Here is a 17,739-nt window from a genome sequence, read left to right as displayed (position 1 = left end):
GTCGTGGCCATGACCGTCAATGTGATCACCAGTGGCGGTGGCCAGTACATCGTCAATGTTCTGAATGCGGTCGCGGCCTGGACCGGTGGCGGCGGCTTTCGCTCGATGCTCCAGGTGGTGATGGTGATGGGGCTCGGCTACTGCCTCCTCATCATGGCCTTTTCGCTGAACTGGCGGGTGCTGTTCAACTGGTTCCTGTCCGCAACCGCGATGTACATGTGCATGATCGTGCCGACGGCGACGGTAGTGGTGTCCGACACGATCAACCCAACGGTTGGCAATGGCGCGGTCGCCAACGTCCCATTGGGGCTTGCGGTGGTCGCGTCCTTTTCGAGCCAGGTGAACAACTGGCTGACGAACACCGCCGAGAGCGTTTTCACGATGCCGGCGTCTCTCGAATACACCGCGGGCGGGATGATCTATCCCACGCGCCTCAACGATTTGACGCAGCAGTTCACGATTGCCGATCCGGTGATGAAGGCCAACGTCGAGAACTTCCTCGGGCAGTGCACCTTCTACGATATTTTGCTTGGCCAAGGTAACGGGTGGGCGACGCTGGCAAGCTCCACCGACCTGCTGACCGCGCTGGGGCCGGGCTCGGCCGCGCGATCGACGACATGGATTCCGGCGGGCGGCGGCACCGCGTCGATCATCGGCTGCCAGACCGCTTATCAGAATATCGCCAATGCTTACCCGGCGCTAAGCACTGCCGGGATCAAGGCTACTGCGCCGGCATTCTATCCCAACTTGCCATCCACGAGCGCGGTCACTCAACTCCAGAACGACCTGCCGACCATGGTCCAGACTTTCTATGGCGGGACGGGCATGAGCGCGCAGCAGATCTTCCAGCAGCGGTCGCTGGTGAACGCCTTCATGGAAGCTCGGGCGAATTTCGGTGCCGGCGGCGGCGATACCTTCGCAGCGCTCCACGCCGATGTTCAAGCCCAGAACTCCTATATGTCAGCGGCGCGCCAGGCGATGACATGGGTGCCTGTGCTGAACCTCGTCCTCACCATCGTCTTCTACGCGATGTTCCCTGTGGTTTTTCCGCTATTCCTGTTCCCCCAGACTGGGCCGGCGCTCTTGAAGGGCTATCTCACCGGCTTTTTCTATCTCGCCTCGTGGGGGCCGATCTATGCGGTGCTCCATATGTTCATCACCCAATATTCGGCCTCGCAGCTTGCCGCCATGGCACCGGGCGGCATGACAATGAGGACGATGGCAGGCATCGATACCATCGACCAGAACATGGAAACGCTGGCTGGTTACATGCTCATGTTCGTGCCCGTGCTCGCCGCCGGCATGGCCAAGGGCGCGATGTCGATTGCTTCCAGCACCGGGTCTATGCTGGCACCTGCCATGCAGGCCGCCGAAGCGGCCGCGGTCGAACGCACGACAGGAAACTATTCCTACGGGAATGAGCACTTCCAGAATGTGACGGGGCAGCAAGTCAACACCGCGCCGACCTGGACCCTCGCCTCAAGCGGAGCCCCTCAAGTCAACATGCGCGGCGCCAACGGCACGATCACCAGCACGATGCCGGACGGGTCCACAGTCTACAACACCACGCCAGGCATCAGCCATTTCGGTTTCAGCCCAAGCGAGATGCAGAGCGTGACCGCCAATCTCCAGCAGAGCGGCGCGCAGTACCATTCCCGCGCGAATCAACTGCGCAGCGCATCGAGCGAACGCTGGTCCGAAGGCATGCGCACACTGGACTCGCTATCGTCGGGATCGCGACACGCTTCGGGCAGCGAAGAATCGACCGGCGCTCAGGGCGGCAACACGTCCAGCCAGTTCGACCGTCAGGGAACCGATGCCAAGAGCCAGACTGGCTCGAACCGAACGATTGGCGACACTCTCTCGTCGGGTCGTTCACTCGGCCATTCTGAGACTAATACCTTCGGCGTCAACACAGGTGCAAAGGCAGGCGTCGGTGGCAAGGTGCTGGGAGCCGAGCTTGGTGCATCGGCCGGGGGGAGCTGGGACCACAAGTGGACCAAAAACACGGCCGATCAGGAAGGCCGCAACGCCAGCGATGCGCAGAGCGAAAACCAGAGCACCAATGTCGCCAAATATCATGCCAATGGCGCCGACATCACGCTCACTGCCGGCGGTTACTGGCGCGATGGCACATTTCGTCGGGTCGAGAATTTCGGCGAAAAGCGACACGCCGTCGAGCGCGACTTCTCAGAAGCGCAATCGCTGGAACGCCAGGCCTCGCAATCGGACGAGGTGGGCGCTCGGCTCGAACGCATAGCGTCCTACTCTCAAGCCCACGGCTTCCAGATCTCGGACGACATGAGCCAGGTCGTGGCATCCCGATATGCGCAAATGGCATCGTCACCGGAATTCCGCGACCTCGGCGCGCCATCACTCACCAACACCACGCCCACCCCCCATCAGCGCGAAGTCCGCAATATGATCGTGTCGAAGATCCTTGAGGACTATGCAGCAAACGGAACGCAGCCGGTTGAGGCGATGCTGGGGGACCCCATCGCAACAATGGGCACCGTCAAAGGCCCGGGGCCTGTTCACCTGTCCGATCCGCCGGTGGCGCCGCCGGCCGGCAGCCGACACGGGCATCGCGCGGGCGGGCAAAGCGGGTCAGCGGAAGGCACCACGGCGCAGAAAGCGCCAGGAGACGACGCGGCGCGCGAGGCGATTGCGCGAGGAGCGGCTGATGTCGCTGATGAAGATGCGGCGTCGAAGGTTAAGTTCGGCTCGGCGGCGCGGAAAGCTGACCAACAGGACGCGAAAACCAAGCGCGAGGTAGGTCAGTGAGGAAGAGCCCGCCGGACGTCTCGGTCGATTGTGTCGCCAAAGTCGCTCAACCTCTTCTGCATTTCGACACTCTGCTGGTGATCTCGATAGGCATTGAACCCGCCAATGACGGCGACCGCGACCAGTAAAATCGGGACTAGAATTATCACCACAGTCGCGACCCGGCGCTGGAGGGCGACCGCGCGCGGGGTCTTCATCGCGTCGGGGATGCGGTCGTATTCGAATGCCAGCAGCGCTTCGGCTTTCGAGCCGCGAAAATTGCCCTCGCGCAGAGCGACGTTTTCGGCGCTGAGGGCGTGAACTTGCTGCTGGAGGCGGGTGATTTGAGGATCATTGGTCATACTGTTCCAATAGCATTGTTGGAACGAAACGCAAACAAGATGACCGGCAAGCACCTTAAATACAGCTTTTTTCAGCGATTGCGACGGCGAACGTATTACCCGGGCTTGTCATGTTGAGGATCACCCCCGCAACCATCTACACAACGAACAGCGGGCTGGGTGTGTTTCGCGACGCGCCAATGTAAGGGCGCCCTCGCGCGCTTCCTGGCGCAGGCCACGGAGGACCGAAGCGACGAACCAAACTGCATAGCAGCGTAGATACATTGGCCGATCTACTACGGATCACTGTCTTAGGCCGGCGTGCTCGCAGCGTTCAATGCAGATCACGAATACAAATCTTGATTTGCGCCGACGATGTGGCACTCACGGTATGGAGGCGGAGAAAATGACTGGCGCTCAATTTATTGCGAGCATCCGAAAGCGGATGGAGCGCGAGCTTGGCAAACAGCCAACCAAGGCCGCCATAGCGGCGAGGTTAGGCGTAACCGTTCAGGCGTTATCAAACTGGGAAGCGCGCGACGAGGTCACTGCGGACCAGATGGCGGGCCTTATACTCAAGGTCGAGTCTGTATCGGCCAATCGAACTCAGTTGTCGGCCTTGCGTCCGATCGTAGAGTTTTTCGAGTTGACCCCGGCTCGGATTGGCTCCGGGGAGAACTACTGTATCTTCCAGGCAAAGGTGGACGGCTTCGAGCACCCATATCTTTTGGGGCTGCGCAAGGAGCTGGAGGCCCACCATGGCATTTACATCTTCCACGATAGCCGGGGCCGTGCGCTGTACGCGGGCAAGGCGAGGAGCCAATCGCTTTGGAAAGAGATTAACTTGGTGTTCAATCGGGACCGCCAACTGCAGAATATCCGGCGGGTGAACCACCCCGAGCGCCGTCAGGATTTCCGCACATCGGACGAGCTGCGCCGCCAGATTCGAACGGTGAATGTCCGACTGCACGAGCTAGCCACATACGTCAGCGCCTACGAGGTTGCGGATGGCATGATCGGGCAGTTGGAATCGCTGCTGATCCGGGCGTTCGCTAATGACCTCTTGAACAAGCGCATGGAAAACTTCTCCTAGATCGATGCTGCACCGGGCGGCCCGGGTCGAAGTGTCAGGATTGGATCGACAGCAGTTGGGATAAGGGCAACTTCTCGGTATGGGCAGGTGGGGGGTCGCGAAAGATGATCGGATGTTGATCGACAGTGCAGCAAGCCTGCCACATCAGTGGGGAGGTGGTAGCGCGTGAAGCTCCACCCGACGACGATCGCCCAGCACGAGTTGTTTCAGGAGATCGCAGACGCGATCGCCGAACCAACCACGCTGGTGTTTGTGGACACGAATGTCCTGTTCTGGCTGTTCAGTCTCGGGAGGGAGCCTCGCAGAGAGTTCTTCGACTGGGTCGCAATGCTCGGAACGCGCTTCCTCGTCCCGGTGTGGGCGGCCCACGAGCTCTACGGTTATCTAAGATCGAACCAGGCGGCCCTCACGCCCCTGAAGGCGGCAATCAAAAGTCTGCAGCAGTCGATCGAGCAGGCTAAGGCGCATGTCGCGATGGCGGCTGACGACCGGCAGGTGCGCGGTTTCGCCAATCTCGCGACCTACCAGGCGGAGATCGATCGTCTCGGCCAGGAGTTGATGCGGTTATGCGGGATGACGCCCGCGACCGGTTGGGAGGACCTCGCAGCCGAGATCCTACCTTTCATCAACGATCACGTCCTCGACAGTAACATATTCCCGATCCTGCAGTGGATAGATACCGAGGTCGCCGCGCGCGTCGAGGGTCGGATACCGCCCGGGTTCGCCGACCACAATAAGCCTGAGAACCGCTTTGGCGACCGCATGCTCTGGAACGAGGTCGTCAATCACTGCCATGGCAAGGCCGCGGGCTCAGTGATCGTGCTTACGAACGACAACAAGGACGACTGGGTCTATAGGCCCGCGGGGATTCTGGACGCCGCCGGTCGTCGCCAAGGAAACCAGCGCGAATTCGAGACGGTCCTGCCTTCGCCGCTACTGCTCCACGAGCTGAAGACACATACCAATATGACCGAGCTGCACGTCGTCAGTGTCGAGATGCTGATCGTGGTCATGCACCGGTTCGCACGGCTGCCGGTGCCGCAGCTCTTCAGGGCCGTGCAGCCACTGATGGCGCCCACCGCCGAGGAGCTCGCCGCCAGAACGCCAAGGAGGCGTCCACCGCCGAACGCCGAACACGACGCGGCGAAACACCAAGGCGGTGCGCAGCAAGCAGCGATCTCGGCGCTCGCAGAGCTGATGGCGCCGCCTGCACAGCCAAATCCGGTGTTCGCAGCCACGTTGGCAGACCTCGCCTCGGCCGATCCCTTTCGTCAGGAGGCGGCGATCGCCGGACTAGGGGAGCAGCGGGATCCGCCGTTCACCCCCTCGGAATGGTTTGCGCTGGGCAAGTCGGTGCGCGAGGCTGCGCTCGGCGGCCTCCAGAGTGCCCTGAATCTTATAGCGAACACCTCCGTCGATGGGGCGGCCTCCGCGGAGGCCCTCGCGTTCTTCGCCGGAGTGTTGCACGGCATCTACTTCGAGCCGGCCGGCAAGCGTCGACGCCTGCCGCTCGGCCTAGGGGCGGAAGCAGCGCTCTCGGCCGCCGAGCGCCAATCCCTGGGTCCCGCCGTGGCGCTTATCGTGGAAGCGCTGCAAGCGGACGTCGAACGGTATTTGGCGCTTCCCCTCGCTGGCAGTCGGCCCGCCATCGCGGTCACCCTCGACCTCGAGCGGGTGCGCGGGCGCTCGCCCGTGCTGCTCGGGATGCGCGTCGCCGAGCGTGACCTTCTGGAAGACATCGAGGCAGGGGATGCGGATACCCTGAGTGTGCTGATTCCGCAGGAGGGGGACGACGGCTTCGGCCGTGGAACCGTGGCCGCCCTCAGGAGCGTCGTGGCTGCAAGATACTCCGTCCCAGAGGACTGGCTGAACTTCGATGAGCCGGACGCCTCCAAACTGAAATGGTCGAACACGAAAGGCTTTCGACGCCTATGACTACCACCCAGCAACCTACGGCACCTGCCGCCGCATCGGGCGCCCAGCCGGTGGTTCGGCGCGCCCACATCGGCAGCTACGTGCTCGAAACGCTCACTGTCGGCATGTACGGTGAGCCACGGCACGCCATCAGGGAATATATCCAGAACGCGTATGATTCGATTCGGCGGGCAAGACGGAGCAAGTGGCTGGAGCCGGCCAAGGGATCCGTGACCATCACCCTGGACGACCTCGCCAGCACCTTGACGATCGAGGACGACGGCACAGGCATCTCAGCGGCGACGGCCTGGAGCGTGCTCTCCTCGGTGGGCGCATCGAGCAAGGATCGCCGGCAGCAGGCTGGCTTCCGCGGCATCGGCCGCTTGGCGGGCATTGCCTATTGCGACGAGCTGCGTTTCGTGACGAAATACGCCGGGGAGACGACCGAGACGACGGTCACATTCGACTGCGTACGGCTGCGCGCGGCGATGGACCCCGACCGCAGCGCCGGTGAGGACATCCAGGACCTTTTAGCGGCAGCGGTCACCGACAAGCCTCGGGCGGTCCCGCCATCGGAAGCGCCAAGCCACTACATGCGGGTGATCATGGATGGGCTCAGCGAGGCTCCTGAGGAGATCACGGACGTCGCCCTGCTGCGAACCTACTTGGTCCAGACCTCCCCTGCAGACTTCAACAAGGACTTCCCCTTCACCGAGCGGATCCGCGCGCTGGCCATCGACGCCGGCCAGCCACTCGAGCCAATTGAGATCAACCTCGTGCACAGGAGGATTGACGAGGGGGGCCAGACTGAAGATGGGCTCGACGTCGCGGATGATCCACTCGAGGAGGTTGGGTCAGGCTACGGCGCGCCGCCACAGCCGGCGATCACCATCGACACCTACGAGATTCGAAAGCCCTACTTAAGTTCGGTGAAGCCAGCCAATCGGAACGCCGTCAAGCTCCAGAATATCCGCGGCATACGCGACGAGGCGACGCCACCGAAATGGTGGGGCTGGATCGGAACGCATCAGGTGCTCGGAGCGCTCACCGACGAAGGCCGGGGCCTGCGCGTCCGCGTGCGCGACATCCAGATCGACGGCACCGTCATCACAGATGGCATGTTCGCTTCGATCAGGCCGACATACGCGCGCTTCAACGAGTGGCACATCGGCGAGATACATGTCGTCTGCGCCGACGCAATCCCGAACGCGCGCCGGGACGGCTTCGAGGAAAACGCCACCTGGCTCGCGATCCAGGCGGAATTGTCGCCCACGCTGAAGGACCTGGCGTCGAAGACATACAAGGCCTCCAGCGGCCGCTCCAAGATCAAGAAGCTGGCAGAAAAGGTAGAGACCTACCTGGCAGCGGCGTCACAAGCGATCGGGCCGACGATCACTATGGACGAGCAGCAGGAGCTGATCGCAGAGGCCCGTGTCGTCAGCGGTGAGATCGCGGACGCGGCCAGCCAAGACCTCATTTCGGCGGAAGACGCGGAAGCCCTGACGGCGCTGACCGCGCGGGTCAACTCGACGAGACGGCGGATCGAGGACGTGGAGGTCGTTCGTCCGGGCGAGACCGCAATCACCATGTCGCCCGCCGACGCGATGTCTGTTGTCTACGAGACACTGGCCGATATGCTCGACCCCGCACTCTACCGCCGCGTACGGCGCCGCATCGAAGAGGAGCTGGCACGACGGCAGACCTGACCTGCCGCGGCGGGCTGCCGCAACTAAGCGGCGAGCCGCTGTATAATTTTGTCGACAAGAGACTTAGCGGCCACCCGGTTCGCAGAACACTCGTAGATCAGGTTAAAGACCTGCCGGTAGGTATCGCGCTCGCCCTCGGCAATGACATCGAGTGGATCGGTAGTAACGCCCACGGTAACCCGATCGAGTTCCGCCTCGACGGCCGCGATCCTGCTTGCCATGCTATCGCGAACGGTTTCCTCAATTCCGTCGGCCTCCATCGCTTTGCGCATGCGCAGGACGGATTGATGCACCCGGCCGATCTCCGCGGCGTGAGCGCCAGCCGACATGGCCCCCTGTCCGATGATGGCGATCCGCCCCTGTGCGTCCCCGACTGCAAGTTCAAAGTCCCGCAACTTGGACCGAAGGTTCGAACTCGTGCGGCAACGTCTTGCGACGTCACGACCGACCGGCGAGAGTTGATTCACCAGATTTGCGTAGTGGGCATTAGCTTCGAACTGATCACGACGACCGTTTGGCACGATACGGCGGTCGAGAACATGCACCTCGCCGATCGTCCACGAATTGAAGCGGCTTTCTGGGAAAATCTGCTCCAGGATGGCTTGATCACCGATCTGAATGTTGCCGACCCGGACACGGACTCCCTTCACAAGCGCCCCCGAAGGAATGGCACCCTTGTAGTCGTGGTGCGCAAACCAGGCGACGGCTGCCAAGCCGCCGTCCATCCCAGGCACCTCAAACAGGGTGAGTTCGTGAATCGTGGATACGCTGCCCCCGAGCGGAATGGCGTCCCGGTGCGGACGCTTTATCGGCGCGCCCCCGTCGACCGTGACCTCCAGCTCCCCGAGCGGACCGGCCGCACGGATAGCGTCTGCGATGGCGGCGCCATGATGAAACTCGTCTGCGAACGGCACCGGCGCGATCTGGGCCAAGTAGCCCTCGACAGCCGACGGATCGAGGAGCCGGTCGCCGCGCTGGCGAACGATCCGTCCGATCTCGACCTCGAAGAACCGCAGCTCCTCGTCCCCGGCCGGAAGAGTACGCACATCGACGACCGCTGCGACTACCGACGCGAGGTCGCCGGAACCAGCGTCGGCGAGAGCAGAGCGCAGACGGCGACCATCCCATGTGATTTCGGTGATGGTATCCTCGCCCTGGGCGCGAGCGCGGAAAGTGAGATACTGGGCATATCCAAGAGCGGCGAGCCGGCCAACGCCCCGAAAACCGCGGGCATCGGTGCCACGCTTGCTGCTGCCGCCGAGAGCGAGCAGCCGGCCGACGACCTCCTCCGCCGGAATCGAGGCACCGTTATCGCGTATGCGGGCGACACGCGCCGCCTGATCGAGGAAAATGTTTACACGGCCGGGTTCACCCGCGCCGAGCAGCCCGACTCGTCGCGCCTCGTCAATCGAGTCCGCCGCGTTCTGCAGGTACTCGCGATAGGCAGTCAACGGCTCGACATACATCGCCGACGAGACGAGCTCGAGTAGGTCCTTGCCCACGCGGACGTCGCTGGCGGTCGGGTTTTCGTGTGGTGCCATCTTACTCATTCTCAAGCAGCAATCGGGGCCATCACTGCGTCAGGTGTCTCGGAGGTGTCCTCGTAGTCGAGCCCTGCATCCTCGACCCGCTCTTCCTCGGCCAAGCCGCTGTTGACCTCGGCCGAGACGGCGTCCCGCTTGCTCTGCCAGACTGTCAGCCACTCCTCCTTCGGCCGCGGCACGTAGAACGGCAGGACGGCGCGCAAGGCGTCGGAATCGGCATCGTCTCGGAGCGTATGGAAATGCCGCGGGTCCCGCGATGACAGGAGACCAAGAAGTTCGGCGCGGTCGGTCTCCGAAAGGCGGTTGAACGCCCGCTGGAAGTCGGTGAATTCAGCCCGACCGGGGCCGTTTTCGTAATACTCGCGGTTGAAGATGATGTCGTGCGGCATCGCAAGTATCCGCTCGTAGTCGGCGAACGTGTCACCGAAAGCGCGTTTGAAAAATTCCGGCTCGCCGCTGACAACGCCGTGGGTCGCCTGCAGGATGATCTGCATCGACCGGAGCTGGAACCGCGTCCACTTGTCTCCGATATGTCCGCGGTCCGGGCGGTCCGTCGGCTGGAAGCGCATCGGGAACGACCAGATGCGGATCCCGAGCTCCTCGTTTAGCGTGACGTTGAGGCGCATCCGCTCGAACAGGTCGTCAGGACCGTCGTGGAAGTTGTAGAGCATGTAGTTGGACAGCTCATGCAGTCCGAACTCGTGCGCATACCTTACCGCCTGCTCATACGGCTTGCGGACGCCGAGGTGGTCGAAGGCAATCCTTAGCGGGCGCAATGCGATCGACGAAAGCTCGCGGAGATACATCTTATCTTTGCATAAGATCCGCGCATCGACCCCCTGATTAAAATCGACGCGGCGCTGGACCGGAACCCGCGTGCCGGGACGTAGAAGCTTCGCGCCAGGCGTGAAGCCTAGGTCGCGGATCTCGGCAATGATCTCCTTGAAACGCGGTGACGCCACCACGTTGTTGTCCATCAAAATGAGGTCCTTGCGCGGGCCGTAGAGTTCGTCGATGGCGCGCACCGTAGCGGTAAGAGAGTCCGTGTCCCTCTGCATCCCCTCGAGCTTGGGCACGCCGCAGAAATGGCATTTCCTGATGCAGCCGCGCGAGGTGTAGGCGAAGTAGGCGTCGCGGACAGGGTAGCGATACTCGACTTGGTCGAGGATGGAGTAGTCCGGGATCAAATCCTCGATTGGCTTACCCGACAGGTCATCGGAATAGAGTTCCTCGGCGAAATCGTCCAGCTGTAGCGACTGGGCCGGCGGTGCCGTCAGGAGACCCTTGATGAAGCGCACGCCATGCCAGCGGCGCTCGTCTAGGAAGCGCTGGTGCATCAGCGACGCGGCGATGCCGCCGACGAAAACCTTGTCCGCTTGTCCGTTCGCGACCTGCAGGGCGAAATCGATCGTCTCCGCGATCTTCGGATACTCGAACGAGAACAGCGTCGTAACGTAGATGCGGTCCCACGCCTGGTTCAGCGCCGACCGGTCGCGCCCCTTTACGAAGCGCACATTGTCCCGCTTGCCGTTTGGCCCGTGATACTGCGCGATCTTCATCAGACCTAGCGGGGGATACTTATTCTTGTAGTCGGGCTCAATGAGGAGGATATTTCGATCAGCCATTGGCCACCGCCAGACGAGGACGGCGGTGGAGCTGGCGCAGGATGTCGGCGGCACGGGTTGCGCCGCCCTCGCCACCCAAACCCCCGAGCGGCCCGTCGTTGCTCCAGTCGAGAAGGGGGGCGAGATCGCCTATAATCGCTGTGAAGTAGGCCACGTCGCACCTTGTGCCAGCGGGAGCCTCTTGAACGAAATCGGCTGCCAGCTCAGAAAGGGCGTAGACGCCGATGCCCTTCGTCACGAGACTCCTGCGAGGCTTCGAAAAGGCGTCGGGCATCACGAGCGCGACTGCGCGCCAAAAGTCGTGCGCGATGCGGGCCACCTCATCCGCAGCCGCGGGTTTAAGTCGCTTGGTAAGTATACGGCAAGCCTTTTGCATCGTTCGCAAAGAGGCGCGGCGCTCAAGTCCGGACACCTGGTTCCCGCCCAGATCAAGCCGGTTGTACCAAGGCGAGCTCGGCTCGTTCTTGAGGTGCAGGGCAACCAAGAGCTCGGGCCGTTCGCTGGCGATATCCGAGCACAGTTGAGCATCGTGGAAGTCAAGCAGGCTGTTGGACAGCCCCTTAGCCTTGCCATTGATGACGCCGAAGATTTCCATTTCCTCGCGCTCGGACAGGCCGATGAAAGTCATGAATGGCAGCTCGACTTCTAGGTCGGAGAGATGTCCGAGGCGGTGCTGGCAGTCGACCTGCGCTAGTGGCCGGGCGCCATCATGAAGATGCAACAGCGTCGAGCCGTCGCGCGCCTCTACGCGCCAGCCGTCACCGTCCTTACCGCGGAGGTTGAAGGTGAGCGGTATGGTGGCGCTGCCCGGACCCTGCACATAGCGCCGGAAGTCGAGACTGTGGCGCGAGTTGAGCCGACGCTGATAGCCGCGCCCAGAAGCCTCGTCGAGGACGTCTGCAAAGCTCGCCGAGTGCAAAGCGCGCGCTGTCGCAAACCCTAGCAGGACCGTTCGGTCAAGCGAGCGTCCGCGCATGCACGGTAATGTGGTCTCGTGAATCATCCGCACCCCCATACTGCCGAAACTGCAGCACAGGAATGCAAATAGCAATGGCGAACGCCTCTGTCGATCCCGACCGATGCACGGCTGGCCGCAAGCGCCTCATTCGATGTCGAACTTTTTCTTTTCGATCAGCTCCTTGAGTTTCTTTGTTTTTCGCTCGATCTCCTTAAGCTCGTACTGCATGCTGTCGCGAATTGCCTTAGGCGCCTCAAGGAGGTCGTCCTCGGTCTCCGTATCCGCGAGCCATTTGCGGAAGCGCTTCAGCCGGTTGAGCGCGTGGTGCTCGCCGCCTGCGGTCACCGCGTGCGAGTAGGCTTCGGTGAGATCGTATGCGCCGGAAATGTAGCGCTTGAGGATCTTGGGCTGCCCGGCGCAGATTACGGGGAGCTTGTCACGAAGGTCCATCGCCTTGCCCATGCGACCCGACTTGATCTCACGGACAACGAACTCATCGAAGCCGGCTACCTCGTCACGCGCCTTCTTGATCTTACGGGACTTCAGGAACTCGTCATAGTAGCTCCAGTGTGCGGGGTCCTGGTCATCGCTGCCGATCATGTACTCATAGACCGCGATGAGATGCTTGGCCTCCTCGCGCGTGATCCCGAGCTCCGGCGCGGCGACCTGCAGGTCGACGTTCTGCTGCTTGAAGCGCCGGTAGATGAACCCCGCCTTCTCGTATGGTGCCCAGTCCTTCTTCCCCTTCACATGGTATTGAGCGAGCAGGGCGAACACGAGGTTCTCGTCGATGTCCGCAGGGAGGAGGGTGCAGGTCGCTTCCGCCCACTTGATCGGGTCCTCCTTCGCGAGGTGGCGATAGGCGGCTAGGCGGCTGTTGCCCTCCAGAACGACCATGTCACCCTGGCGCACGATCAGCGGATCGATGAGCCCGCCGTTCGCGCGTATGTCCTGGACGAGCTGGCGCACGTGCTCGAGCGCCTGCAATCGCGTCAGGATATCGGCTTGGGACGGCTTCTGCCCGTCGGCGTAGACGATCGAGTAGATGCGGGGGTTCTCGGGATAAAAGGTCAGTTCCCGGACAGGGACCTCGCGCGTGACCGTCGGCACCTCCATCCCGCGCAGCCGCATCATCCCGGCAAAGCCGTCAGTCCCCATCAATGCTGTCCCCCAAGCACCTGCTGAACGATCCGGCCGAAGTCGTAATCGGCCGCCGCGTCGTAATGGGCCTGATCAACGTCCGCTTGCACCAGCTGCGCCGCTAGACGCTTGGCGCCCAGCAGCGCGTCCACCCATTCGTCGACGGTGCGTTCGCCGACGAGGTTCCAGACGTAGCAGGTCCGCTGCTGCGAGATCCGGTGGATCCTGTCCTGCGCTTGGAGGTAGTCGTCGAGGCTGAAGCCGCGATCGTAGAAGATGGCGTGGTTCGCGACTGTCAACGTCAGTCCCTCCTTCGCGGAACCAGGCGTCGCGATGAGGACGCGGCACGCCAGATCACCCTTGAAGCGGGCTATCGCCGCGTTGCGATCCTCCATCTCGACCTTTCCGTGCACCTTCACGGGCGAGTAGCGGTCGAGCTTGCGCTGCAGCCAGTCGGCGTTCTCGATGAAGTTGGTCCAGACGATGGCCTTCCCGTCCTCAACCTGGACAGCACGCTCGAGGAGCCGCTCCAGCACGGGTAGCTTCCCAGGGGTCTCGTCGTAGGATTCGTCGATCAGCCGCGGATTGGACGCGACCTGCACGAGTCTCAGCAGGCGCTTAAGGATCGACTCCGCGTCGTCCTCCACAAGGCGACCGTCGACCACGACCTCTGTCCGAAGGGACTTCGCGATTTCGTCGTAGATCTCGCGCTGGCGCGGTGCGAGCTCGACCGGAACGTTCTCGATCACCTTCTCGGGCAGCTCGATCCCGGCACTAGCCTTGGTCTCCCGGACGGAGAATGACGAGATTCTGCCAAACACGGCGCCGGCCGCTCGCGCAAACGCATCACGTCGGCCCTCGTCCTTCCATAGGTCATTGGTGAGGTCGAGGTCCGCTTTGAACTCCTCGAAGTCGCCGCCGAGCGCCTCGCCGTGGTCGAGGAAGTATATCTGCGACCAGATGTCGTAGGGTCGGTTGGCGACCGGCGTGCCTGTCATGATCACGCGACGGACGAACGAGGGACCTAGCCGGTGCAGCGCCTTCGCGATGTCGGTGTCGGGATTCTTGATCTTGTGCGCCTCGTCAAGGATCACGCCCACACGGCGGGTCCGGAGATACAACGCCAGCCGCCTCTCCTCCGACTTCAACACCTCGTAGTGCGTCAGCAGGACCGGAAGCGACTTGTTCAGCGCGAAGAAGTTCGACGAGTGGTTTTGGTCCAGAATGCGGGGCCTGAGGTGTGAGTGCGCCTGCATCTCCTCCGACCAGTTGGCGATAAGGCCGCGCTTGGTGACGAACAGGATGGTGTCGATGACGTCCTCCTTCAGCCATCCAAGAGCCAGGTCGATGCCGATCTTGGTCTTGCCTAGGCCCTGCTCGTGAAAGAGGGCGGCATACTCCATGTCCTTGACTGCCTCGACAGCCTGGAGCTGGTAGGTAAAGCCACTGTGGACCGCAGCTAGGTTGAGGCGGTCGTCCCGGCGCATGCGTAATGGACCCTCAGCCAAGCGTAATGACCTCCACGTTCACCAGCGCGCGGGACGGAGTGCGGAGACGCTTGAGGAGCTGGCGACCGCGCCCGACGGAAAGCGGCGGCACGCACAGGTAGAACCAGCCGCAGGCCTGCAGCGACAGGTGGTCGAGGAACGCTGCTATCTGGGCGTGCGAACGGGGACGCTCGAGATCCGGCCCGGTCTTCGCCTCGCCGAGGATCTCGAATGTGGCGGGCAGGTCCGACGCAAACAGATCTGGGCAGTAGCCGTTTACGCGGTGCGGCCGGTCGCGCCCGTAGCTGTCGTGGTCCAACAGCATCAGCAGCCCGCGCTCGGTCGGGTGGCGTTCGTGCACGTGCCGTTCAAGGCACTCGACGAGCCGAATGTGAAGCGCTGATTCACCCGACACCTATTTCTCAAAGTCCGCCAGGAAACTCGCCAGCCCGTCCTGCGCGTCGAATAGATAACGCAGGGTGTCGTCCTCAACGCTTTCCCGCATGCGTTTAATATCCGCCCACTGCACAGCATCGAGCTTCTCGCTGAGGACGCGCGCCAGCTGACCTATGCTCGCCTCGCGCAGGGTGGAATTTACCTCGGGCTTCTCGATCGCGTCAAGCGCGGCCCTGATGCCGCGCTTGACGAAGATGTCGCGTGTCTTCTTATCGGCCAGCACGCGCGGCAGTTGCCGCACGTTGATCAATCCCTTGATGCGCTCGTCCTTAATCCATGCCGCGAAGTCGTCGAGGTTGAAGCCGGCCTTAAGAATAGCTGTCTTCACCTTGGGGCTCTGAAGTTCGACGAAGCCGCTGTAGCGCTCGGTCTTGTAGTCCTCTCCTGGCTCGAACAGCTTGCGGAAGTGGTTTTCCATGTCGGCGTAGGCATTGATAGACCGCTGCACGTCGCGACGGTCGCCGCCGCAAAGGTCGACAAGCCGGTCGAGCGGCATCAGGTGCTTATAGTGCAGCTCCCACTGGTACTTCGCCTTCGAGTAGGCGTCCCACGCCCTCGGCCCCACGAGATGCGCCTGAAGGCGGATCGCATCAACTTCAAAGCCCTCGAGCCCGTCATGGACGATGGCTGGTATCGACGACCAGTCGCCCTCAATGCCTGAGGCGTTGAAGTCACGATAAATCCAAAGGCGCGTGTTGCCTTCTATGCGCACCAGCCTTCCGTCGGCGAGGCGGTTCACGATGATCGGCTGCATGATCCCTTTGTTGGCCAGGATCGAGTTACGCAGCTTGTCTGGCGAGGTGGCGCCCGCGCCGTCCTCGCCCGTATCGGCACCCACGTCGAGCGCAAGCGCGATTCGGTCGTCATTGAGCTCGCCCTCGTAGTCCTCCAGGAAGCGGCGAATGCGCGGGTTCTCCCGATCAAGCTCAACCAGATCGACAGCTAAATACTCCTGATTACCCTTCATCCGATCCCCCCGAGAACTTCGGCTCTTGCCTGCCGCTAAACGTGACCCGTCCGCCGAATCGCCCCAACTTCGTCTACGTTCAGTCCCTTCCTTAAGCTGCCTAAAATTAAATCCCTACATCGTTGCCACCCTTGGGCCATTCGCGCGAATTCGCCGGGCGCGACAGCGCTGGCACGAGGTCAGATCTAACTTTTGAAATTAAGTGTCAGGGCTTGCGGCCTGGAGGATTTGAAACGTATGCAATTGCTACGCGCACCTCGGGAAAGGCAGTGATTACACGCGGCCGTTGGCCGAGTAGATAGGTCTTGAGGAAGCGCGAGACCGCTGCCGGCGTAATCGAGGTGACGTCGCTTTCCTGAGGGATGACCTGGGTCATGCCGGGAGCACGCAGGACCAAGGTGAGCTGGCGCGCCGCCCATGCATTGGAGCTTTGCTCGGCGACCCTGCTGGCGATCACGGCGAGGCGTGCGCGTTTGAACAGTTCTGATTCGATCGAGCCACGCGCAAGCTCACCGACGATGCAGGTAATGCGATTTCGGGTCGCGGTCACGGCCGACGGGGGGATTTTGATCGCTATGCCGAATGCAGCACCCCCCGCGAGTTCAATCGGCACCGAAGCACTGACAACCGGTTGCGTTGCAGGCGATGAATTGAGTTTGGCCTCGCGTTGCAAGCGATCCTGGACGACCGCTGCGGCGACCTCTGCCACCGCGCTAAGGCGCGGCTTTCTGACTTCATCAGGCAGGCGCCAATATTCCCCGAACCATCCATCCCCTTCCGCGCGCCGATGCTCCACAATGATCGGTTCACGCCTAGGCGGCGGAGGCATGACCGATGCTCGCACCCATCGCCCAGTTGGCCGTAGATCGCCGGCGGCCAGGGTATCTGCGGTCGCCCATATGGCGTCCTCGACTGAAATGTCTCCCACCACCGCGACATCAGGGGCCATCGCCAGCGATGCCCTGAGCAGTTCAGGCAATTCCTTCCCTGTCGTCGCTGCGATGTCCGCGCGCCCAGGCAGTTCCTGGTAGCGCAGGCCCACCATGACGTGCTGCACAGCACGCGCAAACTCCGCGGCCGGATCGCCCTCGATCTGCGTGGCAATCATCGGCCCCACCATCGCGATCTTCTCGCTCATTTCCGGCCCGAACCCGGGATCGCGGGCATAGGCGGTCAGCAGAGCCAGTTCGGTCCTCAAGTCACTGGACGGCGCATCGCCCTGCAATTGAAAAGCGGAGACCCCAGCCACAAACGTCACGTTGACGGGGTGCCCTGAGGTCTTCTGCCATTGATCGAGATCCGCGTAGGAGAGCTTCGTAGTTCCGCCGAGTGGCATGAGCGTCGTCGCCCAAAGCGCGTGGACCAAGTGATCGGGCACACCCGACCGCCCTGCGCCGAAAGATGCGATCACAACGACCTGGCCCGGTGCCGAGCGCGTGGATTTGACGATCAGGCGCGCGCCGGTGGTGAAGGTCACGATGGTCGCGCCGAGCGCTGTATCCACCCTGGTTGTCGCAACACGCGCTGGGGCGCCGAAGCTCACATGCGGAAATTCGTCGGGCACCGAGGCGCTAATCTGTGTCTGCGCCACGGCGGGCGCCCCCGAGAACGCCAGGCAGAACACACCGATCCGCGCGAACCACAGCCTCGCCTGACGTTGTTGTCCAACCGTCCGCGCCACGGCGACTGTTCCTGCAGGGCCATTCGTCAGCAGATTGCCGGGAGCGCGCAGACTTTCATTCATC

At 62.4% G+C, this 17,739-nt stretch carries 13 protein-coding genes; 4 read left to right on the top strand and 9 right to left on the bottom strand.

The window, feature by feature from the left end:
• Window positions 1-9: 9 nt before the first annotated feature.
• Window positions 10-2,784, top strand: coding sequence for a conjugal transfer protein TraG N-terminal domain-containing protein (locus tag AQZ49_RS08455; protein ID WP_067614842.1), 2,775 nt, complete (start codon window positions 10-12; stop codon window positions 2,782-2,784).
• Here the strand turns inward: AQZ49_RS08455 and AQZ49_RS08450 are convergent.
• Window positions 2,778-3,125, bottom strand: coding sequence for a hypothetical protein (locus AQZ49_RS08450; protein WP_067614841.1), 348 nt, complete (start codon window positions 3,123-3,125; stop codon window positions 2,778-2,780). The two genes, AQZ49_RS08455 and AQZ49_RS08450, sit on opposite strands and share 7 nt — an antisense overlap.
• Before the next feature lie 385 nt (window positions 3,126-3,510).
• On the opposite strand from AQZ49_RS08450, the gene AQZ49_RS08445 reads away from it, so the two are divergent.
• The 3 genes from AQZ49_RS08445 (at window position 3,511) to AQZ49_RS08435 (ending at window position 7,817) form a co-directional block, all read left to right on the top strand.
• Window positions 3,511-4,197 carry a GIY-YIG nuclease family protein gene (locus AQZ49_RS08445; RefSeq protein ID WP_231739069.1) on the top strand — a complete coding sequence of 229 codons (687 nt, stop codon included), beginning with the start codon at window positions 3,511-3,513 and terminating at the stop codon, window positions 4,195-4,197.
• 165 nt (window positions 4,198-4,362) lie between these two features.
• Window positions 4,363-6,132, top strand: coding sequence for a PIN-like domain-containing protein (locus AQZ49_RS08440; protein ID WP_067614839.1), 1,770 nt, complete (start codon window positions 4,363-4,365; stop codon window positions 6,130-6,132).
• Entirely contained in the window at window positions 6,129-7,817 is a 1,689-nt protein-coding gene (locus tag AQZ49_RS08435) for an ATP-binding protein (RefSeq protein WP_067614838.1), read from the top strand. Before AQZ49_RS08440 ends, AQZ49_RS08435 begins: the two co-directional genes overlap by 4 nt.
• A 23-nt stretch (window positions 7,818-7,840) precedes the next feature.
• On the opposite strand, the gene AQZ49_RS08430 is transcribed toward AQZ49_RS08435, so the two are convergent.
• The 8 genes from AQZ49_RS08430 to AQZ49_RS08395 all read right to left on the bottom strand — a co-directional run bounded on the left by AQZ49_RS08430 (window position 7,841) and on the right by AQZ49_RS08395 (window position 17,738).
• Entirely contained in the window at window positions 7,841-9,358 is a 1,518-nt protein-coding gene (locus AQZ49_RS08430; protein ID WP_197410979.1) for an ATP-binding protein, read from the bottom strand.
• An 11-nt stretch (window positions 9,359-9,369) separates the two neighbouring features.
• Complete coding sequence (locus AQZ49_RS08425) at window positions 9,370-10,920, bottom strand: radical SAM protein (RefSeq protein ID WP_231739067.1); 1,551 nt, start codon at window positions 10,918-10,920, stop codon at window positions 9,370-9,372.
• Between the two features lie 58 nt (window positions 10,921-10,978).
• The gene (locus AQZ49_RS08420) at window positions 10,979-11,989 is read right to left on the bottom strand and encodes a DGQHR domain-containing protein (RefSeq protein WP_067614940.1); all 1,011 of its coding nucleotides are present in this window, start codon (window positions 11,987-11,989) and stop codon (window positions 10,979-10,981) included.
• Between the two features lie 99 nt (window positions 11,990-12,088).
• Window positions 12,089-13,102 carry a ParB N-terminal domain-containing protein gene (locus tag AQZ49_RS08415; RefSeq protein WP_067614835.1) on the bottom strand — a complete coding sequence of 338 codons (1,014 nt, stop codon included), beginning with the start codon at window positions 13,100-13,102 and terminating at the stop codon, window positions 12,089-12,091.
• The gene (locus tag AQZ49_RS08410) at window positions 13,102-14,571 is read right to left on the bottom strand and encodes a DEAD/DEAH box helicase (RefSeq protein ID WP_067614834.1); all 1,470 of its coding nucleotides are present in this window, start codon (window positions 14,569-14,571) and stop codon (window positions 13,102-13,104) included. The genes AQZ49_RS08415 and AQZ49_RS08410 overlap by 1 nt, the downstream gene beginning before the upstream one ends.
• Window positions 14,572-14,584: 13 nt before the next feature.
• Window positions 14,585-14,932, bottom strand: coding sequence for a hypothetical protein (locus AQZ49_RS08405; RefSeq protein ID WP_156428207.1), 348 nt, complete (start codon window positions 14,930-14,932; stop codon window positions 14,585-14,587).
• Window positions 14,933-14,986: 54 nt separating this feature from the next.
• The gene (locus AQZ49_RS08400; RefSeq protein ID WP_067614832.1) at window positions 14,987-15,994 is read right to left on the bottom strand and encodes a ParB N-terminal domain-containing protein; all 1,008 of its coding nucleotides are present in this window, start codon (window positions 15,992-15,994) and stop codon (window positions 14,987-14,989) included.
• 205 nt (window positions 15,995-16,199) lie between these two features.
• Complete coding sequence (locus tag AQZ49_RS08395) at window positions 16,200-17,738, bottom strand: peptidase M16 family protein (RefSeq protein ID WP_156428206.1); 1,539 nt, start codon at window positions 17,736-17,738, stop codon at window positions 16,200-16,202.
• Between the last annotated feature and the right edge of the window lies 1 nt (window position 17,739).

Source organism: Novosphingobium sp. FSW06-99, assembly GCF_001519065.1.
In the GTDB taxonomy this organism is placed as follows: Bacteria; Pseudomonadota; Alphaproteobacteria; order Sphingomonadales; family Sphingomonadaceae; genus Novosphingobium.
The sequence above is the reverse complement of the archived record's forward strand: the minus strand, read 5'-3'. Positions and strand labels throughout refer to the sequence as shown.